Source organism: Bradyrhizobium symbiodeficiens, assembly GCF_002266465.3.
GTDB classification, from domain to species: domain Bacteria; phylum Pseudomonadota; class Alphaproteobacteria; order Rhizobiales; family Xanthobacteraceae; genus Bradyrhizobium; species Bradyrhizobium symbiodeficiens.
On the sequence record NZ_CP029427.2, the window covers coordinates 562,069 to 585,702 of the forward strand.

A 23,634-nucleotide genomic window follows, 5' to 3' on the forward strand; every position below is an offset into this window, starting at 1 on the left:
CCGCCATTCCATAACAACGCATACGCGAATCGTAGCTTTACTTCCGCTATACGAACTCAAGAGAGACCAAATAGAATATTGTGTGCGCGCCTGACGTCCTCGGTATTCAAGCCTTCATTGAGCCATTGGTGGTTAGTTTCAATCAGGTACCGTGCCTCTTCAAGCCGACCTTGCGCTCGCCATAGCTCCGCCAGGTTAACAGTCGCTCGCAATTCGAAAGATTTTGCGCTTTGACGTCGCGCCACCTCAATTGCCTGCTTTAAATTCGACTCGGCGCCGCCAACGTCTGACGCGTCGAGCGCTAAAAGTATGTCGGCCTTTTGACGATGCAATTCGGCATCCCACGCTCTGCCTCTCGCATCGCTCGACTCTGCCAATAGTTGATCGATAATAGCTAGCGCCGCGGTGTGCTCGCCACCTCGAGCATGCATTTCGGCCAACCAGCTATTCATCATTGGGAGCATATAACCGACGCCTTGTTCACGAGCTTTGGCGAGTCCCAGTCCGATATCGATCTTAGCTTCCTCGACTTTTCCGAGGCGACCAAGTGCGCAACCTCGCGAAATCTGGGACAGAAGGGCATACAGGGAGAACCTCTGTTCACTTGATATTTCGAGGCTTTTCTCAGCGTGCGCAAGGGATTGATCGGGTTCTCCGCGAAAGAGGTGCACGGCAGACGTCATGTAGTGGGCAAATGCGATGGTGTAGGGGTGTGCAAGCTCTTGCCCCAGCTGGAGAGCCTCGAGAACGCGCGATAAGGACTGATCTCGATAACCAAGGAACCACAAATCCCAAGACAAGAGGAGTAGTGAGGCCGCCTGGGGGTCCACCATATAGAGGTTGTACAGTGATCGCTTGCCTTTGCGCTTTGAGAGCGCAATCGACTCCTCAAAGTGCTGCCTGGAGGACTGAAATTCTCCCCTACACAAAAGCGTACTTCCCATTACACGATGCGCCACCATCAGCGGAACGGCATCGGCAGACATCCGCGCTCGCGATAGAAACTCATTGGCCATATTTAGCGCATCATCAAGTTTGCCCCCCATCCAAGAATGTCCCCACATTCCGAATAGGGCCTGAAAATATTCAGGCGGCCCGTCAAGCTTCAGGCACAGAGCCCGGGCCCGTGCAAACGCCTCCAGCGTTTCTTCGGCCGGATATCCCCGTACGGCGATGAGCGGGATACCGAGCGCCAGCTGAATCTCGATTTCTTGCTTGCAACGTTCGGTCGTATCCGGCAAACCGCTAAGAGCCTCCAAGGCCTTTCGAAAATGAGAAATCGCTTCGACGTTGGCGGAGTGGGCGAGTGCGCGCTGTCCCGACTTGTACCAACAGCGCATAGCGAGCTCGTAGTTGCCGGCTTCAGAATAGTGATAGGCCAGAATTTCTGGTCGGTTTTCGACCAGCTCACAAAAGTGGTTCACCAGAACCGCAGCGATATTCGCATGACTCTGCCGTCTCGTACTCCTAAGCAAGGAGTTGTAGATTGCATCTCGTAGCAAGGCATGTTTGAACGCGAAACGGATAAAAGGCGAAACGCCGACCCGATAGATGATGTCAGCCTGCTCGAGACGTGCGAGGGACCGACGCAGGTCGCTCTCATCGATTTGCAGTGCAACTGATAAAAGATCATAAGAGAACTCCCGACCGATCACGGCAGCGATTTGCGCCAATCTCCGACCTTGGTCGACACGATCCAGGCGTTCCATCAATGCATCGTGGAGCGTGTCCGGTACACTTGTCACCGGTTGTACGGTTTGTTTAAGACGGTCGTCTTCTGATCCAGTTCCTGTCAGCGTTCTCACGATGCTGTTTGTTAGTTCTTCGATGAACAGCGGTATGCCATCAGCCTTTTCGACAATCTGGTCGAGAATGTCTTGAGGAATGCGCTGGCCCATCACGAGGTCTCTGATCATTCCGGCTACTTCGGCACGCGACAATCGAGTGAGGGAGTGAACCGTCACGTTCGCATCAGTAAACCATGCCGGCCGGAACTCGGGCCGGTGTGAGACAATAAGCAGGACGCGGGCGCGATTGATCCGATTTATGGTAAGCTCCAGCAACTCAAGCGTGGACGGATCTATCCAGTGCACATCTTCGAAAATGCATAGCGTGGGTCGTTGAGCGGAAAACGCGAGGACTATGTCAACTAGCTTGCTTATGGTCCTATTCTTTATCTGTTGTGGCGTGAGTGTCGCCACTTCATGTTGATTTGCGCTGGTAATTGACAGCAAGTTGGCGATCAGAAGAGTTGCTTCGATCGTGTCATCAGTCGAACTCGGCAGGTACTCCTTTATTTTTTCTAGTTTATCTGAATCCGAATCGTTCGTTATCAGGCTGGCTGCCTGTTCTATATGTTCGATGATTGGATAGAACGCGCTCTGGCTGTGAAAAGGTGAGCATTGATACTGTAAAACACAGCACGGTTCGTGCTGGATGTTCGACTTCAATTCGTGGATGAGGCGCGACTTTCCGACCCCCGGGATACCCGAGAGCAACACAATCTGCCCGTCGCCTTCTTTGGCCTTTTGCCATCTGTCAAGGAGCAGGTTCAGTTCGGTCGAACGTCCGATAAGTGGAGTAAGAGCCCCCACATGTGCAGCTTCAAAACGACTTCCCGCGTGCGTTGGAGCGATAACTCGGTAGACGTGAAGAGGCTTAGTTACGCCTTTGAGTCTTTGGAGCTCAAGGTCATGAAGTTCAAATGCTGCCGACACTAGCCGTTTTGTCGATTCCGAGATGACTAGGGTGTTGGGCGCGGCGAGTGTCTGCAAGCGCGCCGCAATATTTGGCGGTTCGCCGACTGCATCCATCCAATCGGTTAACATCGCGCTGCTAGCGCCCGTGATTTCGCCGACGACGACGGGGCCCGAACTGATGCCGGCCCTAGAAGCCAGAATGACTTGTCCTGAAATCTTCGGGACTGCAGCAACGATCTCAAGACCTGCGTGCACGGCACGGATAGCGTCGTGTTCGTGTGCGGAGGGCCAGCCGAAGAAGGCCATCACACCATCGCCGAAGTATCTGGCCACATGTCCTTGGTAGCGCTTGATCGCTGTGATGCATGCTTCGCGATAGGCATCAATAAGTACCTGAAGATCCTCAGGGTCCAGCTTCTCCGAGAGTTGTGTCGACCCGACCAAGTCGCAGAACATCACCGTTATTTGGCGGCGTTCAGCCTGGCGATGCTCTCTTTCAGTCTCATGGTCCTGTCGTTCCGGTACGCCGTGCTGCGTGGAAGCAGTTGCCTCTGTGGGAGGACTAGGGGCAATTAGGCTTCCGCTAACCTGGCGCGCTGTTGTCAGTGCTTCGATCGCCCTCAGTAGCGTCTTGCGATGTCCGATAGAAACTCCAAGGTTTATGAGATCATTCTCGGTCAGATCAGGCAAAACGGAGTAGTCGACGTGGTTTTCGACAAAGGTTTCAGCGTATCTGCCTAGCCCGCACTTGGCCAACCACTCCGTCAATTCTGTGGTTGTTCTCGTCACAGACGAACTCCCTATCCTGATAGGGGAGATGGGGTTTGCATCCTTAAGTTATCACACATTTTCAGCGCTGAAACGTGTTGAAATGGTCGTTGTGGCCTTCCCGCGGGCGCGCCGTCCTACTTTTCTCGCGCAGTTAGTCGCTCGTTTTGCGGCCGAAATGGCTAGAAATGAAGCTCGCTCGGGACTGCAAGCTGAGCGTTAGGCAACCGCGCTTTGCTGAAGTTCCGCGACAAGAAACTCATTCCCTGCGCCGCCAAGGTCTCTGATATCAATTTTGAGCACATTAACTCGCTCTTGATTTCGACGCGGAGCAACCATAAGCTGCCCCAGTTGTCGCACTCACTTGACCAATATGGAGGCCATTATGCCCCTACTTGATGGTGCCGGCACTGAAACCTGCATAGTCTATCATCCCAACGACAAATTGGCCGAGATAATCGCCCAAGCTTGGAGCAGTTCGGAGTACAGGGATCGACTACTGAAGGACACGGCCAACGTTTTTAAACAGGCGGGTATTTTTGTAGAAGATCCGATTGTGGTGACTGAGGCTGATTTCAAAAGTCAAAAATTCGATAAAGACAAGCATAAGGTCTTTGTGCTGCCTGATGCGCCTTCAGAGAAGCATTTTGACAAGTCGGCCATACAAGGCAATTTGATCGATACGGCGCGCGTTAAGATGGCTTTCACATGCTGCGGAATTTGAGGCTCGATGGGTTGGTCAGGTGCTCGTAGCGACCTCGATCCGCTAGCGTAAATGGTTCCTGGCTGACAAGCAAAGCCGAACGCATCACGCACGCCCGTCTTTTCGGCATGTGGCGATGGGTGCGCCTATCCTTTGGAAGGACGCCATGACTCATCTAGAAACAGAATGGGCAGAAGTTGCAGGCAATACGGTTATCATTGCCCGCGATGCGGGAGAGGTTTGGTTTTACGCCTCCCGTGGACTGGAGGAGGCTGCTCTTCCCTTCGCCAAACCCATGACCTGCAAAGGTACACTCCACAGCACAGTCGGATTGCTCGATGGCGCAATCAGGCTCGCCTTCGAAAGGACGGATGACCAACCTGCAAAGCCTGATCCTAGTCTAGTTCGTTACATATACAGTTTGGTAGGCGCATACTATACATCGAAAGATACGCCTCGAAATCTCTTGCGCGCTGCCAAGCGCTTCAAGGAAATTGGAAGAGCAGAGGTCGGCCACTATCTCGAAATTCGTGCTCAGGAAGAAGCAGGTCACGAACGGCTGGCCCTCAAGGATCTTTATGCTTTGGGACTGCCCGCCAAGCAGATTGTGGCAAACTGCCAGCCGGCCAGTGTCCAGCCACTGTGCGCACTTTTTGATGATTATTGCATTCAAGATTATCCCATGGACACCATCGGATTTTCGTACTGTTCGGAACGCATTGCCGCCGTAAAGCCCAAGGCCGAAATCGAGGCGGTGAAGTCGCTCCTTCCTTGTGGGGTTGATGCTACACGATTTCTTAGAAGTCACAGCAGCTTAGGAAGCGAAGTCTCGCACGTTGAGGAGACCATAGAATTCGTAGCAGAGCTTCCAGCAACCGATCGAATACAGGTCGTTCAAGCGACTTATCGATCCGCAGTACTCATGGCGGAAAGACGTCGTCTTGAGAGCATCAAGTCCGAAGCTGAGATTTGGAAAGAGCTTGAGTTGAGAGCAGGGCGGAAGCTGCATCTGCCGAAAGGAGCTGAGGTTGAGTAGAGTTAGAGTGCAGATTCTCTTTGTTTGAATGACTGAGCATGAAATGCGGGCGCTTCTCTTTGGCTCGAAGATACCCAGCCGTAGTTGCAGCTGTGAAGTTTTTGTTTGTTTTTAGCAAGCACGCAGAAATCGCGTTTCAGATTTCGAAAGGTGGCGTCGACCGCGTCCAGTGCGTCGTGTAGCCAAGGTCAGGCCAACTGGCCAACTGCGGGCAATTTGCAGAGCTTGGTCGTATCGCGTTCGAGCAGCTGATGGTGTGTGCATCGCGCGGACGTGCTTAATGGCACCAAGTCAGGAGAGACCATCCAGGAGCGTCCATTCGCTCATGGGCCGAGGGCGCTGAGGCCTGGGGGTTGGCTTGCGAGGCCTTAGACCGCGCGCTTGGCTTCCTCGCTACCGCTCGGCCATTCCCTAAATAGGGGGCGTAGCTGCAAAAGCGCCGTTGGCGGCGCCATTCTTGGCCAGCGGAGCCACGGTATCGGAATGCGGAGAAGCCTGACGCGCACTTATCTTTCCTATCGAGAGCACCTGAGACGCAGCGGTTGAGCAAGTTTTTTTCTAGTTTCTCTCCCTCCGCCATAGGCCTCATCCCACCAATTTCCACTTCCCATCCCCCGTCCGCTTCAGCGTGGGGTCACTCACACGCACATGCTCGGCGAGGAAATCGATGAACGCGCGCACGCGCGCGGGCAGGGGCGCGCTATGGCCGACATAGACCGCGTGGATGTCTTCGCGGTCGCCCGGATTGTTGCTTTGTAGCACTGGCACGAGACGGCCGGATTCGATGTCGGGGCCGATGTGGAAGAGGGCGAGGCGGGCAAGGCCCACGCCGCCCAGTGCGAGGCGTCGGGCGACTTCGCCGTCGCTGGCGCGCGCCACGGGCGGCGGCACGGCTTCCTCGGTGTGATCGCCGCGATTGAATGGCCAGCCGCGGATCGCGCGCGGAAAGGTCCAGCCGATGCCGCGGTGATCGGCGAGATCGGCCGGGGTCTTCGGCGTGCCGCAGCGGGCGAGATAATCCGGCGCGCCGACCACGACCATGCGGCTGGTGCCGAGTTTTCGTGCGATGAGACGTGACGCACGCAATGGGCCGACACGGATTGCAACGTCGGCCCGTTCCTGCATCAGGTCGATCAGGGTGTCCGTGAGCATGAGATCGAGCGTGACGTCGGGATGCTCTTTCAGGAAGCGCGGGATCAGCGGCATCACATGCAGCATGCCGAATGGAATGTTGCTGTTCACCGTTAGGCGGCCGCGCGGGGCTGCGCCGGAGGCTGCCTCGCGTTCGGCTTCCTCCATCTCCGCGAGGATCCGAACAGCCCGCTGGTAGAACGCCTGGCCTTCTTCGGTCAGCGTCAGCTTGCGCGTGGTGCGGTTGACGAGCCGCGAGCCGAGCCGAGCTTCGAGCCGCGAGATCAGCTTGCTCACGCCCGACGGCGTCAGGCGCAGTTTTCGCGCGGCCGGGGTGAACCCGCCGAGATCGACGACGCGGAGGAAAACTTCCATCTCGGCGGAGCGGTTGGTGTCGAAACGGGCCATGGTGAATTCACGTCACAAATGATTGGATTGCGGACATCCTATCGGTTTCGCCGCGGCACGGCTATCTGCGTGGCTCGTCTCATCCATTGGAGCCACTCATGCCTCCCGCCGTCCTCGCTCTCACCGCCGGTGCCTTCGGCATCGGCACCACCGAATTCATCATCATGGGGCTCCTGCTCCAGGTCGCCGCCGACATGCACGTCTCGATACCGATCGCGGGCCTGCTGATCTCCGGTTATGCGCTCGGCGTGTTCGTCGGAGCGCCGGTGCTGACGCTCGCCACACGGCGGATGCCGCGCAAAACCGTGCTGCTGGCGCTGATGGCGATTTTCACAGTGGGCAATGCGGCCTGCGCGGTCGCGCCGAACTACGAATTGCTGATGGCGGCGCGGGTGCTGACTTCGTTGGCCCACGGCACCTTCTTCGGTGTCGGATCGGTGGTGGCGACCAGCCTGGTCGCTGAGAACAAGCGCGCCTCCGCGATCGCCACCATGTTCATCGGCCTCACGGTCGCGACGTTGCTGGGCGTGCCCTTCGGGGCCTGGTTCGGGCTGATGCTCGGCTGGCGCGCGGCGTTCTGGGCGGTGACGGTCATCGGCGTGATGGCGTTCGCGGTGGTGGCAGTGTTCGTGCCCGGCCATGTCGGCAGCGGCGACAAGCCGATCTCGCTCGCTGAGGAAATCTCGGTGCTGCGACAGCCGCAGGTGCTGCTCGGCCTAGCCATGACCGTGTTCGGCTTTGCCGGCCTGTTCGTCGTCTTCACCTACATCCAGCCGATTCTGACGCGCTTCACCGGATTCTCGGAGGCGGCGGTCTCGCCGATCCTGCTGGTATTCGGCGTCGGACTCGCGATCGGCAACGTCGCTGGCGGCAAGCTGGCCGACCGCGGCCTCGCCGGCGCGCTGATCGGCACGCTTGCCGCGCTCGCTATCGTGCTCCTTGGCCTCGCCGCCGTGCTGTCGATCAAAGTCGGGGCGATCGTGCTGATCCTGCTGCTCGGCATCGCCGCTTTTGCGACCGTCGCTCCACTCCAGCTTCGCGTGCTGGAGGCGGCCGGCCCCAGCGGGCGCACGCTCGCCTCGAGCCTCAACATCGCCGCGTTCAATCTCGGCAACGCGCTCGGCGCCTGGGTTGGCGGCGCCACCATCGATCGCGGGCTCGGCCTCCCGGCGCTGCCGCTGGTTGCAGCCGGTATTACCGCTGTCGGGCTCGTGCTGGCGCTGTGGAGCCTCCGGCTCGACCGCGCGCGGGATGCGATCGCGGCGTGTCCTGCCGAATGAAGCGAAGTCGCAGCGACCATTCCTGAGGATTGTTCGCATTGGCGCCCGCGCCAACGCGCCATGCAGAAACGCACCTGTACATGCCCGATCCGCCTCCGTAACCTCGCGCCGCGTAATTTTAGGAGATACCAGGTGGCGAAGAAGGCGGCGGCCAAGAAGGTTTTGGCCAAGAAGATTTCAGGCAAGAAGGTTTCGGGCAAGACAATTGCTTCCAGGAAGCCGGCGACGAAAGCATCGAGCAAGACATCCTCCACCCCGAAGGGCGTTGCTGCGAAGTCTGGGGCGAAGAAGGCTTCTGCCAAGAAGGCCATCCCGCGCAAACCGGCTTCACCGCGCCGTCCCAAGGGACCGGCCTGGCAATGGTCCGCGGTCGAGACCGCGGCTGCGATCCGCTCCGGCGCAATCTCCGCGGTCGAGACCGTCGAAGCACATCTCGACCGGATGCGCGCCGTCAATCCGAAGCTGAACGCGGTCGTCGTCGATCTCTCGGAAGAGGCATTGAAGGCTGCGCATGCCGCGGACAAGCAGCGCGCCAAGGGCGGCGAGCTCGGCCTCCTGCACGGCGTCCCTGTCACCATCAAGGAAAACGTCGATTACGAGGGGCGGCCGAACTTCAACGGCGTGCCCGCCAACAAGGACCTCATCGCGCCGTCGGACGCGCCAGTGGTGCGCAACCTGAAGAAATCAGGTGCGATCGTCATCGGGCTCACCAACACGCCGGAATTCTCCTTTCGCGGCTTTACGGACAATCCCCTGCACGGACTGACGCTCAATCCCTGGGATCCCGACATCACCTGCGGCGGCTCGTCGGGCGGCGCAGGCTCGGCGGTCGCCGCCGGCATCGGCACCATCGCCCATGGCAACGACATCGGCGGTTCGCTGCGCTGGCCGGCGCATTGCAACGGCGTCGCCACCATCAAGCCGACGCAGGGACGCATCCCCGCGTTCAATGCGAGCGCAACGGCCGAACGGCCGATGCTGGCGCATCTGATGTCGGCGCAGGGGCCGCTCGCCCGCCACGTCGCGGACGTTCGCCTTGCACTCGAGGTGATGAGCCGGCGCGATCCGCGCGATCCCTGGTGGGTGCCGGCGCCGCTGGTCGGCGAGAGGCCGAAGGGGCCGATCAAGGTGGCGCTGGCCAAGATCCCCGAGGATATGGAGGTCGACCCATCCGTGCGGGCGGCGCTGCGCCAGGCCGCGGACCATCTCGAACGCTCCGGCTATCGCGTCAGCGAGGTCGAGGTGCCCGACATCAACGGCGTCTGGCAGACCTGGTGCGACATCATCACCAACGAGACCGTAGTGATGCAGGAAGCGGGCATGCTGAAGGTCACCTCGGAGGACTTCCACAAGGCGTGGGACGGCATGAAGGACAAGGCGAACGTGCTCGACCTCAAGGCCTGGATGCGGGCGACCGCGGCGCGCAGCGGCCACATCCGCGCCTGGCAGCTGTTCTTCGAGGAATATCCGGTGGTGCTGGCGCCGACCACGGTGAAGCCGACGCCGGGGCCGCGCGACGACACCGTCAGCGCCGAGCGCGTGCGCGAGATCTTCTGGGGTGAGATCCGCTTCATCTCCGCGATCAACGTGCTGGGTCTGCCCGGCGCCGTGGTGCCGGTGGCGCTTCACGACGGCAAGCCGATCGGCGTGCAGCTCATTGCCGGGCGCTATCGCGAGGACCTCGCGCTCGATGCGGCGGCCGCGATCGAGAAGCGCGCCGGCGTGCTCGCGCATCGGCTGTGGGAGAGCCTATAGTCCAAGCTCTTCGTTGCCGCAATTGCGGCGCCATCTTTCCCCGCAAGGAGAAGGCATGGCGCCGTCACTGCCATGCGGGTCGAACTTCGTTAATGCGCTTTAACCCGAATCCCGGCCAATTCGCCGACAAGCGTTAGGGTTACTTCCTCGATCTCTATGCGAATTATTGTCCGCTTTACCACCCGCCTCTAACAGGAGGGCGGCGGACAACGCACATGCCTCATTCTAGGCCAATAAGTGCGGCCCGCACCACGCGGAGGTGGCACGATGCGCAACGAGACGATCGCTATTCACGCCGGCTACGAGCCCGAAGCCACCACGCACGCGGTCGCCGTGCCGATCTACCAGACCGCGGCTTACGCCTTCGACAGCGCCGATCACGGTGCGGCGCTCTTCAATCTCGAGGCCGAAGGCTTTCGCTACAGCCGCATCGCCAATCCCACCAGCGCGGTGCTGGAGAAGCGTATCGCTGAGCTCGAAGGCGGCGTCGGCGCACTCGCGGTCGCGACCGGTCAGGCGGCGCTGCATTTCGCCTTCGTCAACGTCGCCGATCACGGCGGCAACATCGTTTCCATGCCGCAGCTCTACGGCACCACGCACACGCTGCTCTCGCACATCCTGCCGCGCCAGGGCATCACCGGCCGCTTCGCCGAGAGCGACAAGCCGGAGGCGGTCGAGAAGCTGATCGACGAGAACACCCGCGCGGTGTTCGCCGAGACCATCGGAAATCCTGCCGGCAATGTCTGCGACATCGAGGCGCTGGCCAGGATCGCGCATGCGCATGGCGTGCCGCTGATCGTCGACAACACCGTCGCAACCCCGATTCTGCTCAAGCCGTTCGACTACGGCGCCGATATCGCCGTGCACTCGCTGACCAAGTTCCTGGGCGGTCACGGCACCACGCTCGGCGGCGCCATCGTCGATTCCGGAAACTTCCCCTGGGCGAAATACGCCGACCGCTTCCCTGCCTACAACAAGCCGGATGCCTCCTATCACGGCCTCGTCTATGCCGAGCGCTTCGGCAAGACCGCCTATATCGAGCGGGCGCGCAGCGTCTATCAGCGCACCATGGGCTCGGTGCTGTCGCCGTTCAACGCGTTCCTGCTGCTCCAGGGCATCGAGACCGTCGCGCTGCGCATGGAGCGTCATGTCGAGAACGCCCGCAAGGTCGCCGAATTCCTCCGCAAGGATCCGCGCGTCGCCTGGGTCAATTACACCGGCTTCCCCGACAGCCCCTATTATCCGCTGGTGCAGAAATATCTCGACGGCAACGCCTCCTCCCTGTTCACCTTCGGCATCAAGGGCGGGATGGAGGCGGGCAAGTCCTTCTATGACGCGCTGAAGCTGATCACGCGCCTCGTCAATATCGGCGATGCCAAGTCGCTGGCCTGCCATCCGGCCTCGACCACCCACCGCCAGATGTCGGCAGAGCAGCAGCGCGTTGCCGGCGTCCTGCCGGAGACGATCCGGCTGTCGATCGGCATCGAGCACGTCTCCGACATCATCGAGGACATTGACCAGGCGCTGGACAAGGCCTGCCGGTCAGCGCGCCTCGAGGCCGCGGAGTAGGCGGCGGCGCCCATGACGATCCTGATCGACGGGGATCAAGTCATCTCGAGCCCGGCGCTGGTGCCGGCCGAACGCGATCTCGCGCGCGATGGCGGCGGCGAGCTCACGATCGGGCTCGTCAACAACATGCCGGATCCGGCGCTGAAGGCGACCGAGCGGCAGTTCTTGAAGCTGCTTCAGGCTGCGGCCGGTCCGCGCCGCATCCGCCTCCACTGCTTTTCGCTTCCCAGCGTGAAGCGCTCACCGGAAGCGAAGTGGCATGTCGAGAGCGAATATTCCGACCTTTCCGACCTGAAGCGCCAGAAATTCGACGGGCTGATCGTGACGGGCGCCGAGCCGGTTGCGCCCGAGCTCGACCAAGAGCCGTACTGGCGCGACCTCACCGACCTCATCGACTGGGCCAAGGCCAACACGCGCTCGACGATCTGGTCGTGTCTTGCCGCGCATGCGGCGGTGCTGCACCTCGACGGCATCGCACGGCGGCGGCTGCCGGCCAAATGCCATGGCATCTTCGATTGCGACGCCGTGACGAGCGATGCCCTGACGCTCGCCGCGCCGGCGCCGTTGAAAGTGTCGCATTCGCGCCTGAACGAACTCGCGGAGAGGGACTTGGCGCAGGCCGGTTATCAGGTGCTGACACGCTCGGCCCACGCAGGCGTCGACGTTTTCGTTCGCCAGTATGCCAGCCGCTTCGTGTTCTTCCAGGGGCATCCGGAATACGACGCGCTGTCACTCCAGCGCGAATATCTTCGCGACATCGGCCGCTACCTTGCGCGGGAGCGCGAGACTTATCCGCGACTGCCCGTGAGCTATTTTGACGCAGCGACGGAAGACAAACTGGCTCGCTTCGAGAAGAAGGCGGTTCACCAGCGCCACCCGGCGCTCACCAACGAGCTGCCCGGGTTGAATTTGCGCGCCGATATCGACGCCGGCAGCGCGGCGGCGGTGCTTTTCCGCAATTGGTTGCAATACCTCAGTATGGAGGTCGAAGCGCCGGTCCTTGCGCGTCAGCCCAAGGTGTTGGTTCCGCGTTAGGATTACTCAGGCGTTAAGCTTGCCTCAACCGGCGCGCGAATGTTTCAGTACAGAGATACGTCAATCACGGGAAATGCAGTCGTGTGGTCGGCACTCCAGGGACGCGTGAGCAATCGGCTGGCCCGGCATTTCCGCGCCGCGCCGCATCGGCTGCCCGCGCATGCGCCGATCGTGAGCTTCACCTTCGACGATGCCCCGGATAGCGCTGCAGGCGAGGGCGCCGCGCTTCTGGAAGATCATGGCGGCCGAGGTACGTTCTATCTCGCCGGCAGCCTGATCGATCAGCCCTCCGACCATTGGCATGGCCTGTCGGATGACGCGATCGTGCGGCTTCACCGCGCCGGTCACGAGATCGCCTGCCACACCTTCTCGCACCAGAGCTCGGCCAATCTCGACGAGGCCGCGATGGCGCGCGAGATCGAGCGGAACCGGGCTTATTTCCGCAATATCGATTCCTCGATCAATCTGGAGAATTTCGCCTATCCCTACGGGATCGCCTCGGTCTGGCGCAAGCCGCAGCTCGCCAAGGCCTTCCGTTCGGCGCGCGGCATCCTTCCCGGCGTCAACAGCGACGTCATCGATCTCCAGTTCCTGCGTGCGTCGCCCTTGGTCGATTGCGAGATCGACAAGGCGGGCGTCGACCGCTATTTCGACCAAGCGATCGCGAGCGGCGGATGGCTGATCTTCTACGGCCATGACGTTGCGAAGGCGCCGAGCCCCTATGGCTGCACCCCGGACCTGATGCGTCATGCGCTGGAAGCTGCCGGACAGCGCAACATGCCGATCGTGACGGTCGCAGAGGCGCTGCGCAGGATCGGGGCGTAGTTTCTTTTTCCCTTCCCCCGTTGTGGGAGAAGGTGGCGCGAAGCGCCGGATGAGCACCCACAAGGGGAGAGGGGAAGAGTCGCGCCCGCCCCTCAAACAGTCTTGCCACGGCCGCAGCGCCATGCGACTGGCCTTGTGACGAATCTCACGGCTCTGGTTCCAGCTCTCTCATGTCCGCCCCTTCCACCGTCCCGCGACCTGCGCCGGCCAACGGCCGCGACGCGCTGTCGGTGCTGCATTCGGTGTTCGGCCTGCCGGGTTTTCGCGGTTCGCAGGGCGAGATCATCCGGCACGTCACCGACGGCGGCAATTGCCTGGTGCTGATGCCGACCGGCGGCGGCAAGTCGCTGTGCTACCAGCTCCCGTCACTGCTACGCGAAGGCTGCGGCATCGTGGTGTCGCCGTTGATCGCCTTGATGCGCGACCAGGTCGCGGGCCTGCTCGAGGCCGGCGTCAACGCCGCCGCGTTGAACTCGTCGCTGAGCTTCCAGGAGGCCTCCGACATCGAGCGGCGCCTGCTCGCAGGCGATCTCGATCTGCTCTATGTCGCGCCTGAACGCCTGGTGACGCCGCGCTGCCTGTCGCTGCTGGCGCAGGCGAAGGTGGCGCTGTTTGCGATCGACGAGGCGCATTGCGTCTCGCAATGGGGCCATGACTTCCGCCCCGAATATGTCGGCCTCTCCATCATCGCCGAGCGCTTCCCCGATGTGCCGCGCATCGCGCTGACGGCAACCGCCGACGAGTTGACGCGCAAGGAGATCGTGGCGCGGCTTCAGCTCGCGGATTCGCCGCAGTTCGTCTCCAGCTTCGACCGGCCGAACATCCGCTACGAGATCGTCGACAAGCGCAGCGCGGTGTCGCAGCTCAAGGAGTTCATCCGGGAGCGGCATGCGGGCGATGCCGGCGTGGTTTATTGCCTGTCCCGCAACCGGGTCGAGGAGGTCGCCGCCGCGCTCGACGAGGCCGGCATTGCGGCGCTGCCCTACCACGCCGGGCTCGACAGCCAGGTGCGCTCGCGCAACCAGGATCGCTTTCTCAACGAGGACGGCATCGTCATCGTCGCGACCGTCGCGTTCGGCATGGGAATCGACAAGCCCGACGTGCGCTTCGTCGCCCATCTCGACCTGCCCAAGAGCATCGAGGCCTATTACCAGGAGACCGGCCGCGCCGGCCGCGACGGCAAGCCGTCGGCGGCCTGGATGGCCTACGGCCTCTCCGACATCGTGCAGCAGCGCCGCATGATCGACGAATCCAGCGCCTCCGACGAATTCAAGCGGGTCTCGATCGGCAAGCTCGATGCGCTGGTCGGCCTTGCCGAGACCGCGCAGTGTCGGCGCCGGCGGCTGCTCGCCTATTTCGGCGAGATCGCGATGGGCGAGACCTGCGGCAATTGCGACAATTGCCTGACGCCGCCGAAGATGCGCGACGGCAAGGTGCTGGCGCAGAAGCTGTTGTCCTGCGTCTATCGCACCGGGCAGCGTTTCGGTGCGATGCACCTGATCGACGTGCTGATCGGACGCCTGACCGAGAAGGTCACGCAGTTCGGCCACGACAAATTGTCCGTGTTCGGCATTGGCCGCGAGCTCAACGAGAAGCAGTGGCGCACCGTGCTGCGTCAATTGGTGGCGATGGGGCATTTGCAGAGCGACAGCGAAGCCTATGGGGCGCTGAAGCTGACCGAGACCGCGCGCGGCGTGCTGCGCGGCGAAACCGAAGTGTGGCTGCGCGAGGAGGCGCCCGGCACGCGCCTTCGCGCGAGCCGCGGCAAATCCCGCCGCGGCGATCTCGCGCCGGCGGCGAACGCGCCGCAAGGCGATGTCGATCCCGAACTGCGCGCGCGGCTGCGGTCTTGGCGTTCAGACATTGCGCGCGAGCGCAGCGTACCGGCCTATGTGGTGCTGCACGATGCCACCATCGACGGCATCGTCCGGGCCTGGCCCACGACCCTCGACGAGCTCCGCAACGTGCCCGGCATCGGCGACAAGAAGCTCGAGCATTACGGCGACGAGCTGCTGCAGATCGTCAGGACGCGGTAGGGCGATCGCAGATCGCCGTAGCCCGGATGGAGCGAAGCGCAATCCGGGGTTCTCGCGCGTCAACGGCGCGGTATCGGATTACGCTGCGCTCCATCCGGGCTACGAAGGTAGAGAAGGCGGCTATTGCACCGCCTCCGTTGCTTCAGCCGTTCCGGAACGCATATGCATACCCGTTCAGCGCGGGCGCACCGCCGAGATGGGCGTACAGGATCTTCGCGCCCTTCTCGAAATAGCCTTTCTGCGCGAGATCGATCAGGCCCTGCATCGACTTGCCCTCGTAGACGGGGTCGGTGATCATGCCTTCGAGACGCGCGGTGAGGCGGATCGCTTCCTTGGTCTCTTCCGACGGCACGCCATAGGCGGGATAGGCGTAGTCCTCGATCAGCACGACGTCGTCAGCGACGAGATCCTTGCCGAGCTCGACGAGCTCAGCCGTGTTCTGCGCGATCTCGAGCACCTGCGATTTCGTCTGCGCCGGCGTGAAAGACGCATCGATGCCGATCACCTTGCGGGCGCGGCCGTCGGCGGCGAAGCCGACCAGCATGCCGGCATGGGTCGAGCCGGTCACGGTGCAGACGATGATGTAGTCGAACTTGAAGCCGAGCTCGGCCTCCTGCTTGCGGACCTCTTCGGCGAAGCCGACATAGCCGAGGCCGCCGAACTTGTGCACCGAGGCGCCGGCGGGAATCGGGTAGGGCTTGCCGCCCGCGGCCTTCACTTCGTCGATCGCCTGCTCCCAGCTCTTGCGGATGCCGATGTCGAAGCCGTCATCGACCAGGCGGACGTCGGCGCCCATGATGCGCGACAGCATGATGTTGCCGACGCGGTCATAGACGGCGTCCTCGTGCGGCACCCAGGCTTCCTGCACCAGCCGGCACTTCATGCCGATCTTGGCGGCGACCGCCGCGATCATGCGGGTGTGGTTCGATTGCACGCCGCCGATCGAGACCAGCGTGTCGGCATTCGAAGCGATCGCATCGGGGATGATGTATTCGAGCTTGCGCAGCTTGTTGCCGCCATAGGCGAGGCCGGAATTGCAGTCCTCGCGCTTGGCATAGACCTCGACATTGCCGCCGAGATGTTTTGACAGCCGCTCCAGCTTTTCGATGGGGGTCGGGCCGAAGGTCAGTGGGTAGCGCGGAAATTTGTCGAGCTTCATGGGTCATCCCGATTGGCGTTGGTGCTGGCATTTGCCTAGCATCGCGTCGGAAGAAGGTGCTCTCGAATGTTGCGCTGATATTGCGCTGTTTCTTGCATTCGCAACGAATAATACTGATATTTCTTCTGAGTTATCATCCTTTCATGGAAGTTTCTTTCATGGCCTCCCGGCTTGATCGCATCGACCTTAAGATATTGAGATTGCTGCAGAACAACGGTCGGCTCAGCAATGCCGAGCTGGCCGGATCAGTCGCGATCAGCCCCGCGACGTGCCATCGCCGCACCCAGCGCCTGTTCGAGGACGGGTTCATCGCGGCTGTGCGCGCCATGGTCGCGCCGAAGAAGGTGGCAAAGGGCACCCTGGTCATGGTCGGGGTCGTGCTCGACCGCTCGACCCCGGAGAGCTTTGCGATCTTCGAGCAGGCGATCGCCAAACTGAAATTCGTGCTCGACTGCCACCTCGTCGCCGGCGACTTCGACTACTTCCTCAAGATCCGCGTCGGCGACATGGAGGATTTCAACCGCATCCACGGCGAGCAGCTGATCGCGCTGCCCGGCGTGCGCCAGACCCGCACCTTCTTCGTGATGAAGGAGGTCGTCGACAACGCGCCGCTCGAATTTTGAGCGGGGTGCACAAGCGTCCTCATGCTAGATGGACGTCGCTTTTCAAGGAATCGCCTGGTCATGCCGATGGAGCCGCTTCCCTTCCGCCACCCCAATCCGGCCGGGCCGGCCTATCGGCGCGGCTGGGTCGACGAGGCCGTGGCGGCGATCGAGGCCGACCAGTGCCGTACCGCCGACACGCATCTGATCCGGCTGATCGTGCCGGCGCTGTCAGGCATCGACATTTATCTAAAGGATGAGTCCACCCATCCGACCGGCAGCTTGAAGCACAGGCTCGCGCGCTCGTTGTTCCTGTATGCGCTCTGTAACGGCCACATCCGTAAAGGCACACCTGTCGTCGAGGCCTCGTCCGGGTCGACGGCGGTGTCGGAAGCCTATTTCGCGCAAATGATCGGCGTACCATTCTACGCCGTGATGCCGCGCACGACCTCGGCGGAGAAGATCGCCGCGATCGAGCATTATGGCGGCAATTGCCACCTGATCGACGACGGCCGCGCTCTCTATGCGGAAGCGGCCGCGCTCTCCGCGCGCCTGAACGGTCACTACATGGACCAGTTCACTTTCGCCGAGCGCGCAACGGATTGGCGCGGCAACAACAACATCGCCGAATCGATCTTCACGCAATTGCAGGGCGAGCCGCGCCCGCTGCCGGACTGGATCGTAATGGGCGCGGGCACCGGCGGCACGTCGGCCACCATCGGACGCTATTTGCGCTATCGCCAATATCCGACGCGGCTGTGTGTCGCCGATGTCGAGCATTCCGCCTTCTTCGATTGCTTCCGCTCGCAGGACCGCTCCCATGTTTGCGACCGCCCGTCGCTGATCGAGGGCGTCGGCCGGCCGCGTTGCGAGCCCTCCTTCGTGGCTGGCGTGGTCGACCGCATGATGAAGATCCCGGACGCGGCCACGATCGCGGCGATGAACGTGCTATCGCGCCGGCTGCGCCGCCCGGTAGGCGGGTCAACCGGCACAAATTTCCTGGCGCTGTGCCGGCTCGCCTCGGAGATGCGGCAGGCGAACGCGACGGGGTCGCTGGTGACGCTGATCTGCGATTCCGGCGAGCGCTATCGGCAAACCTACTATGAGCCCGAATGGCTGAAGGCGCGCGGCCTCGATCCGGCGCCGTTCGAGGCGACCTTGTCGTCGTTCCTCGCCACCGGTGAGCCGATGACGCTCGCCGTCGACGACGTCGCAAATCCCCAGAGCGCTCAAATCCCCGGGACGACATAGTCGAATTTGTCGGAACGCCCGACGGGACTGCGATGTCACGGCAACTTCACTTGCCTTGCGCGCACATGCGGGCAAGCCTCGTCTTCTCAACGAGGAGATCTCCACCGTGCGCCTTCCCATTCTCGATCCGAAAGACCTGAGTGCTGAACAGAAGCCGCTCTATGAGGACATGCAAGCCGGCATCAAGGATCATTTCAAGGGCTTCGTGAACATGCGCGACGATGGCGCATTGCTCGGGCCCTGGAACCCCTGGATCCGCGAGCCGCGCTTCGGCGGGCCGGTGTGGGAGCTGGTCAAGGCGATCGCGTCGAACCCGCTGCTGCCGGCCCCGGTGCGCGAGGTCGCGATCCTCGTCACCGGCTCGCATTTCCGATCCGGCTACGAGCTCTATGCCCACGTGCTGGTCGCCGAGCAGCGTGGCCTCTCCGACGAAAAGCTTGCGACCATCGTCGCCGGCCAGCGGCCGGTCGATCTCACCAAGCAGGAGGCCGTCGCTTACGACATGGCCTCGGCACTGGTGAGCGGCGGCGTGCTGCCGGAGCTGACTTATCGGGCTGCGGTGAAGGAGTTCGGCGAGCACGGCGCGGCCGAGCTGTCCTATCTCGTCGGCGTCTATTGCATGGTCTCGGTCACGCTCAACACGTTCGACGTGCCGGTGCCGGACTAGTTGCGCACGGCGTAGAGCGGCGTGCGCAGCGTCACCTGATATGACGGCTTCGGCATCCACGCGATTTGCGCGGTGATGCCGAACAGGCGGTTGTCATTGTCGTCCATGCGGTCGAGGTCGAGCCGCAGGACCGGCTGGGTGAATGACTCCGCGATCGTCCGGCCCGCGAGCTCTGCGCCGCCGAACGACTGCACGCCGAGGCGTCCCGTGAACTTCCAGTTGCTCGGCCATTGGTAGTAGCCGCCGGCATAGAGGATCGTGTTCGGCCGGATGCTTGCGAACGGGCTGGCGATGGTGGTGTAAGTATATTGCATGCCCGCGAGCCAGCCCCGCGTTTCATCCTCGTCGAGCGCGTAGTCGAATTCCAGGATGTTGTTGAACGAATTGGTCATGCCCTGCTCGTTGGGCACCGACTGCGTCAGGGTCGATTGCAGCGTGATGGTCGGAACGTTTCCGCCATTCTGCTGATAAAGGTCGGCCTGCAAGCCGATGTTCCAGCTCGTAATGTCGAACGTCGACCAGCCGCCGCCGATGTCGGTCGTCGAGCCCGACACGCCGCCGTAGAGCGAGACGCGGTCGTTGACGTCGACGGTCAGCGGCAGGTCGATCGCAATCGATTTCGCGGCAGGCAAGCCGTTCGGCAGCGTTGTGCCTCTTCGTACCGCCAGAGCTTCGAACGCGGCCGACAAAGACGTGCTGCCGAAGCCGAGCCCGAGCGTGCCCGCCGGAATCGTCGCATAGGTCGTGCGCAGATCGAGGTAGATGTTTGGAACCGCTGGTTTTGCCGGTGCGTCCTCATCCGCTTCGGAGGAGAAGGCGGTGCCGGTCGAAATCGCCAGACAGGCCAGCCCCATCGCGGTAGCGCGCAAAGCCTGATGGTGCGATGGGCTGTGCTGGGACAAGTGATAATCCGACGCGTAGGGCTGCGGTGGCGGGATCGTGTGCTAGATGGAACGTGATCGTTGCCGCGGTCAAGCGCTATCCGCAAGCGATGGACGGCACGGACGTGCGCGGTTACTCTGCGGGGAATCGCACTGACACACGCGCCGGCCCGAGTGCAGGCCGGACATTGGAAGGACGACAGCCATGAATACGTCACGCCGCATCCTGCTCACCGGTCTGGCGGGGCTCGCTGTCGCTCCGACGGCGGTGGCTGCCGCCGTGTCGTCTCGCGAGCCTGGCGAAGTGACGGTGGCCGAAGAACGCTTTGCACGCACGATCGCAGCCGCGCATGCGCCGGATGTCACCTGCGCCCGGCAGGCGGCGCGCTATGCGGACGCGCATTGGCCTGACTATGTCATGGCAGCCAGGGCCGTGATCGATGCGCGCGTCTGATTCGCGCACTTACCTCGCAACCGCTCGCCGCACCTGCTCGCCGATCTGCGACAGCACCAGCTGAGCCTGCGGCAGGATCGCGCCCATGGCGTGGAAATTATGAACCATGCCGTCGTGGCAGACGTGCTCGACGGCGACGCCCGCGGCGAGCAGCTTGCGGGCATAGGCATTGCCTTCATCGCGCATCGGGTCGTACTCGGCCGTGTGGATGATCGCGGTCGGCAGGCCCGTGAGCCGCGTTGCCCGTAAGGGAGAAACGCGGGGGTCGGCGGTGTCGATGCCGTCGGGCAGATAGTCTGAGAGATCGGCCTCGATCGTGACGCGGTCGATCAGATGGCCCTCGGCAAAGGCCTCGCGCGAGGGCGAGGTTTCCTCGAAATCCAGCACCGGGCAGATCAGGCATTGCGCGGCGATGGCGAGGCCCGCGGTCTGCGCCGCCTCCTGGCACACGATGGCTGCGAGCGTTGCACCGGCGGAATCGCCGCCGACCACCAGACGGTCCGCGTCGATGCCGAGCGATGCGGCCTCGCGCGCGACCCATTCGGTGGCGGTGATCGCGTCGTCGATCGCAGCCGGGAATTTGTGCTCCGGCGCGAGCCGGTAGTCGACCGACACGAGGCGGCAACCGGTGGCATGCGCCAGCGCCGCCGCGATACGATCATGGGTGGCGATACCGCCTGCGACCAGCCCGCCGCCATGGAAGAATACGAAGCCGGGCGCTCGCTCATCGGCATTTGCGGGCGTGTAGAGCCGATAAGGCAGTTCGCCGGCGCGGCCGGGCAGCATGCTGTCGCGCGAGGTCACATCCGGGGCATCTACGCGTGCGAACTGCATCAGCTTCGCCAGCGATTGCCGCCGCGCCTCCACGCTCGGCCGGCCCCTCGCCTGCGGAGCGGCCGCCGCCATCATGGTCAACAAGCGCTTTGCGAGCGGATCGAGCGACATGCTGCTTCCTTTCTCCCCCGGCAGCGAGGGTAACCCACCCCTTGACCGCAGGGAATCATTTAGATGTTGCGTCCAATAGTGGCGCGATATTGCGGCATCACGCCAAGGGGAGGCCGGTCATGGCCGAAATCAGGAAGCCGATCGAATATTCGCCGAGCTGGACCTTCTTCGAGGGCAAATGGCACGACGGCAATGTCCCGATCATGGGTCCGCGCACGCATGCGGCCTGGCTCGGCTCGGTGGTGTTCGACGGTGCACGCGCGTTCGAGGGTGTCGCGCCAGATCTCGACCGTCACGTTGCCCGCGCCAATCAATCCGCGATCAATTTCGGCCTGAAGCCGGTAGTCGATACCGGCACCTGGCTGACGCTCGCAACCGAAGGCATCGCGCGCTTTGCGGCCAATGCCGAGCTCTACGTCCGTCCGATGTACTGGGCGCAGAACGGCTCGGGCGGCGGCGTGCTGTTCGACCCCGAGACCACCAATTGGTGCCTGTGCATCTACGAGGCGCCGATGCCCAAACCTGTCGGCAACGCGATCACGCTGTCGCCGTTCCGCAGGCCCACGGCCGAATGCGCGCCGGTCGAGGCGAAGGCGGCCTGCCTCTATCCGAACAATTCGCGCGCGCTTGCGGAGGCCGCGTCCCGCGGCTTCCAGAACGCGCTGATGCTCGACATGCTCGGCAACGTCGCGGAGTTCGGCAATTCCAACGTGTTCATGGCCAAGGACGGCGTGGTCTATACGCCGGTGCCGAACGGCACGTTCCTCACCGGCATCACGCGCCAGCGCGTTATCGACCTGCTTCGCGGCGACGGCGTCACCGTGGTCGAGAAGACGTTGCGCTATGCGGATTTCGTGGCCGCGGACGAGATCTTCTCAACAGGCAATTTTGCGAAAGTCGCGCCAGTGATCCGTATCGACGAGCGCGAGCTGAAGCCGGGCCCGTTCTACGCCAAAGCGCGCAAGCTCTATTGGGACTTTGCGCATGCGGTGAAGCTGGCGGCTTGAGGGCCAGTCAGCTGCTGCGCCGAAACCGGCTGAACTGAAACGCCTGTGTCGAATTCCACGGCGTATGATGTATCTCGCTTTGCGTCTCGACCAGCTCAAACTCCGGCCCGAGCTCCGCTGCGAGGCTGGCGCTGTCATGGCGCTGCACCGGCAGGCCGCTGCATTTCTCCGGACCGTCGGGCGCAAACGTCGCGATGATGACGTGGCCACCGGGCGCAACCGCAGACTGCAGGCGCTCGACATAAGCCGCCCTGTCGCGGAGATCGGTCAGGAAGTGAAACGCCGCGCGATCGTGCCATACATCGTAGATCCTCGCCGGCCGCCATGTCGTGGCGTCGGCGACGATCCAGTCGATGGTCGAAGCGGCTTGGCCGATACGGCGCTTGGCGGCGTCAAGCGCGTTGGCGGAGAGGTCCAGCACGGCGAGATCGCGATATCCGCCCTGCAAGAGAGCGTCGACCAGCCGCGAAGCGCCGCCGCCGATGTCGATGATCGCAGCGCGCTGATCGGGCCTGGCCGCGCGGATCATTCCGAGCGAAATCGCCGGGCTGTCCTGAAACCAGCTGACTTCCGCCTCGCCCTTGGTGGCGTACACGTTCTCCCAATGGGCGTTTCGGTCGCACATCGCGCGTCCTCCGGCTCAGCTGCCCGGCGGCGAAGGAGGAACTACTCCTCCTTCTTCGACATGCGCTCCAGGCGCTCCTGCATGTCCTTCATCTGCTGGCGCAGATCGTCGATGTTGCTGTCCTTCGGCGTCTCGACAGTCGCATCGGCCTCCGGCTCGGCGGCGGTCGCCGGGCGGGCCGCATTGGGAACGAACGGCTTGAACATCGAGAAAGTCTGCTGGAACAGCTCCATGTTCCGTCGGACTTGTTCTTCCAGGGGAGCAAAAGGAGTGCCGGACAGGCTGTTGGCGATCTGCTTGCGGAACTTCTCTTGCTCCTGGGTCAGGGTCGCGATCGACTGTTCCAGATATTTCGGAACCACCATCTGCATGCTGTCGCCGTAGAAACGGATCAGCTGGCGCAGGAAGGTGGTCGGGAGCAGGTTCTGGCCGGCCTTGTTCTCCTGCTCGAAGATGATCTGGGCGAGCACGGAGCGGGTGATGTCGTCGCCGGTCTTGGCGTCATAGACCAGGAAATCTTCGCCGTCCTTGACCATCGAGGCGAGGTCTTCCAGCGTCACATAGGTACTCGTTCCGGTGTTGTAGAGCCGGCGGTTCGCGTATTTCTTGATGGTCGTGGGTTGGTCTGATTTCGCCATGGGCTCTCACTTGCAAACGCGGAGAACGGGAACCGAGCGGGCTATGCCGCAGGGCGGGAAGAGTACGCAACGCAACAAAATAAGCATTTTCAAAGGGCTCACGCTACCGTTTTGTGCGGCACGGTTAATCGCACAGCAAAATCCTGCTTGCGAAAGCGCC

Annotated in this window: 20 protein-coding genes; 13 read left to right on the top strand and 7 right to left on the bottom strand. The window is 62.3% G+C overall.

Annotated elements, in window-relative coordinates; translation table 11 throughout:
• Positions 1-56: 56 nt before the first annotated feature.
• Positions 57-3,488 carry an adenylate/guanylate cyclase domain-containing protein gene (locus CIT39_RS02590; RefSeq protein ID WP_094973609.1) on the bottom strand — a complete coding sequence of 1,144 codons (3,432 nt, stop codon included), beginning with the start codon at positions 3,486-3,488 and terminating at the stop codon, positions 57-59.
• A 364-nt stretch (positions 3,489-3,852) separates the two neighbouring features.
• Between CIT39_RS02590 and CIT39_RS02595 the strand changes: the two genes are divergently transcribed.
• Both CIT39_RS02595 and CIT39_RS02600 read left to right on the top strand, forming a co-directional pair.
• Positions 3,853-4,191 (top strand): hypothetical protein, encoded by a 339-nt coding sequence (locus CIT39_RS02595; RefSeq protein ID WP_148667355.1) that lies wholly within the window; start codon positions 3,853-3,855, stop codon positions 4,189-4,191.
• Between the two features lie 145 nt (positions 4,192-4,336).
• Positions 4,337-5,206, top strand: coding sequence for a hypothetical protein (locus tag CIT39_RS02600; RefSeq protein ID WP_148667356.1), 870 nt, complete (start codon positions 4,337-4,339; stop codon positions 5,204-5,206).
• A gap of 585 nt (positions 5,207-5,791) precedes the next feature.
• Here CIT39_RS02600 and CIT39_RS02605 read toward each other — a convergent pair.
• The gene (locus CIT39_RS02605) at positions 5,792-6,745 is read right to left on the bottom strand and encodes a LysR family transcriptional regulator (protein WP_094973606.1); all 954 of its coding nucleotides are present in this window, start codon (positions 6,743-6,745) and stop codon (positions 5,792-5,794) included.
• A gap of 98 nt (positions 6,746-6,843) precedes the next feature.
• On the opposite strand from CIT39_RS02605, the gene CIT39_RS02610 reads away from it, so the two are divergent.
• The 6 genes from CIT39_RS02610 (at position 6,844) to recQ (ending at position 15,245) form a co-directional block, all read left to right on the top strand.
• Positions 6,844-8,025, top strand: coding sequence for an MFS transporter (locus CIT39_RS02610; RefSeq protein WP_094973605.1), 1,182 nt, complete (start codon positions 6,844-6,846; stop codon positions 8,023-8,025).
• Positions 8,026-8,187: 162 nt separating this feature from the next.
• Positions 8,188-9,780, top strand: coding sequence for an amidase family protein (locus CIT39_RS02615; protein ID WP_094973645.1), 1,593 nt, complete (start codon positions 8,188-8,190; stop codon positions 9,778-9,780).
• 267 nt (positions 9,781-10,047) lie between these two features.
• A complete protein-coding gene (locus CIT39_RS02620; RefSeq protein WP_094973604.1) occupies positions 10,048-11,349 on the top strand; it encodes an O-acetylhomoserine aminocarboxypropyltransferase/cysteine synthase family protein in 1,302 nt (433 codons plus the stop codon).
• Positions 11,350-11,361: 12 nt separating this feature from the next.
• Positions 11,362-12,384, top strand: coding sequence for a homoserine O-succinyltransferase MetA (metA, locus tag CIT39_RS02625; RefSeq protein WP_094973603.1), 1,023 nt, complete (start codon positions 11,362-11,364; stop codon positions 12,382-12,384).
• 81 nt (positions 12,385-12,465) lie between these two features.
• Positions 12,466-13,209 (top strand): polysaccharide deacetylase family protein, encoded by a 744-nt coding sequence (locus CIT39_RS02630; RefSeq protein WP_094973602.1) that lies wholly within the window; start codon positions 12,466-12,468, stop codon positions 13,207-13,209.
• Positions 13,210-13,379: 170 nt separating this feature from the next.
• Entirely contained in the window at positions 13,380-15,245 is a 1,866-nt protein-coding gene (gene recQ / locus CIT39_RS02635; protein WP_094973601.1) for a DNA helicase RecQ, read from the top strand.
• Between the two features lie 142 nt (positions 15,246-15,387).
• On the opposite strand, the gene CIT39_RS02640 is transcribed toward recQ, so the two are convergent.
• Complete coding sequence (locus CIT39_RS02640; protein ID WP_094973600.1) at positions 15,388-16,404, bottom strand: 1-aminocyclopropane-1-carboxylate deaminase; 1,017 nt, start codon at positions 16,402-16,404, stop codon at positions 15,388-15,390.
• Between the two features lie 158 nt (positions 16,405-16,562).
• Between CIT39_RS02640 and CIT39_RS02645 the strand changes: the two genes are divergently transcribed.
• From CIT39_RS02645 to CIT39_RS02655, 3 genes are all read left to right on the top strand, one after another.
• The gene (locus CIT39_RS02645; protein WP_094973644.1) at positions 16,563-17,027 is read left to right on the top strand and encodes an Lrp/AsnC family transcriptional regulator; all 465 of its coding nucleotides are present in this window, start codon (positions 16,563-16,565) and stop codon (positions 17,025-17,027) included.
• 66 nt (positions 17,028-17,093) lie between these two features.
• Positions 17,094-18,257, top strand: a complete 1,164-nt coding sequence (locus tag CIT39_RS02650) for a PLP-dependent cysteine synthase family protein (protein ID WP_162308955.1) — start codon at positions 17,094-17,096, stop codon at positions 18,255-18,257.
• A 106-nt stretch (positions 18,258-18,363) separates the two neighbouring features.
• Positions 18,364-18,924 carry a carboxymuconolactone decarboxylase family protein gene (locus tag CIT39_RS02655; protein ID WP_094973643.1) on the top strand — a complete coding sequence of 187 codons (561 nt, stop codon included), beginning with the start codon at positions 18,364-18,366 and terminating at the stop codon, positions 18,922-18,924.
• Here CIT39_RS02655 and CIT39_RS02660 read toward each other — a convergent pair.
• Positions 18,921-19,793: a hypothetical protein gene (locus CIT39_RS02660; protein WP_094973598.1), complete on the bottom strand. Its 873-nt coding sequence runs from the start codon at positions 19,791-19,793 to the stop codon at positions 18,921-18,923. The genes CIT39_RS02655 and CIT39_RS02660 overlap by 4 nt on opposite strands.
• A gap of 217 nt (positions 19,794-20,010) precedes the next feature.
• Here CIT39_RS02660 and CIT39_RS02665 point away from each other — a divergent pair, with 217 nt between their 5' ends.
• Positions 20,011-20,259, top strand: coding sequence for a hypothetical protein (locus CIT39_RS02665; protein ID WP_094973597.1), 249 nt, complete (start codon positions 20,011-20,013; stop codon positions 20,257-20,259).
• Between the two features lie 9 nt (positions 20,260-20,268).
• Here the strand turns inward: CIT39_RS02665 and CIT39_RS02670 are convergent, their stop codons facing one another.
• Positions 20,269-21,204 (bottom strand): alpha/beta hydrolase, encoded by a 936-nt coding sequence (locus tag CIT39_RS02670; RefSeq protein WP_094973596.1) that lies wholly within the window; start codon positions 21,202-21,204, stop codon positions 20,269-20,271.
• A gap of 119 nt (positions 21,205-21,323) precedes the next feature.
• On the opposite strand from CIT39_RS02670, the gene CIT39_RS02675 reads away from it, so the two are divergent.
• The gene (locus CIT39_RS02675; RefSeq protein WP_094973595.1) at positions 21,324-22,211 is read left to right on the top strand and encodes a branched-chain amino acid aminotransferase; all 888 of its coding nucleotides are present in this window, start codon (positions 21,324-21,326) and stop codon (positions 22,209-22,211) included.
• Positions 22,212-22,218: 7 nt separating this feature from the next.
• On the opposite strand, the gene CIT39_RS02680 is transcribed toward CIT39_RS02675, so the two are convergent.
• Together CIT39_RS02680 and phaR are read right to left on the bottom strand one after the other, a co-directional pair.
• Positions 22,219-22,836, bottom strand: a complete 618-nt coding sequence (locus tag CIT39_RS02680; RefSeq protein WP_094973594.1) for a class I SAM-dependent methyltransferase — start codon at positions 22,834-22,836, stop codon at positions 22,219-22,221.
• A 41-nt stretch (positions 22,837-22,877) separates the two neighbouring features.
• On the bottom strand, positions 22,878-23,474 hold the full coding sequence (gene phaR / locus CIT39_RS02685) for a polyhydroxyalkanoate synthesis repressor PhaR (protein WP_094973593.1): 597 nt from the start codon (positions 23,472-23,474) through the stop codon (positions 22,878-22,880).
• Positions 23,475-23,634: the final 160 nt, after the last annotated feature.

Coding starts and splice junctions, on each gene's coding strand:
- recQ (WP_094973601.1), top strand. CDS start 13,380: ATGTCCGCCCCTTCCACCGTCCCGCGACCTGCGCCGGCCAACGGCCGC.
- CIT39_RS02640 (WP_094973600.1), bottom strand. CDS start 16,404: ATGAAGCTCGACAAATTTCCGCGCTACCCACTGACCTTCGGCCCGACC.
- phaR (WP_094973593.1), bottom strand. CDS start 23,474: ATGGCGAAATCAGACCAACCCACGACCATCAAGAAATACGCGAACCGC.
- CIT39_RS02610 (WP_094973605.1), top strand. CDS start 6,844: ATGCCTCCCGCCGTCCTCGCTCTCACCGCCGGTGCCTTCGGCATCGGC.
- CIT39_RS02645 (WP_094973644.1), top strand. CDS start 16,563: ATGGCCTCCCGGCTTGATCGCATCGACCTTAAGATATTGAGATTGCTG.
- CIT39_RS02665 (WP_094973597.1), top strand. CDS start 20,011: ATGAATACGTCACGCCGCATCCTGCTCACCGGTCTGGCGGGGCTCGCT.
- CIT39_RS02670 (WP_094973596.1), bottom strand. CDS start 21,204: ATGTCGCTCGATCCGCTCGCAAAGCGCTTGTTGACCATGATGGCGGCG.
- CIT39_RS02680 (WP_094973594.1), bottom strand. CDS start 22,836: ATGTGCGACCGAAACGCCCATTGGGAGAACGTGTACGCCACCAAGGGC.
- CIT39_RS02620 (WP_094973604.1), top strand. CDS start 10,048: ATGCGCAACGAGACGATCGCTATTCACGCCGGCTACGAGCCCGAAGCC.
- CIT39_RS02595 (WP_148667355.1), top strand. CDS start 3,853: ATGCCCCTACTTGATGGTGCCGGCACTGAAACCTGCATAGTCTATCAT.
- CIT39_RS02650 (WP_162308955.1), top strand. CDS start 17,094: ATGGAGCCGCTTCCCTTCCGCCACCCCAATCCGGCCGGGCCGGCCTAT.
- CIT39_RS02675 (WP_094973595.1), top strand. CDS start 21,324: ATGGCCGAAATCAGGAAGCCGATCGAATATTCGCCGAGCTGGACCTTC.
- metA (WP_094973603.1), top strand. CDS start 11,362: ATGACGATCCTGATCGACGGGGATCAAGTCATCTCGAGCCCGGCGCTG.
- CIT39_RS02600 (WP_148667356.1), top strand. CDS start 4,337: ATGACTCATCTAGAAACAGAATGGGCAGAAGTTGCAGGCAATACGGTT.
- CIT39_RS02605 (WP_094973606.1), bottom strand. CDS start 6,745: ATGGCCCGTTTCGACACCAACCGCTCCGCCGAGATGGAAGTTTTCCTC.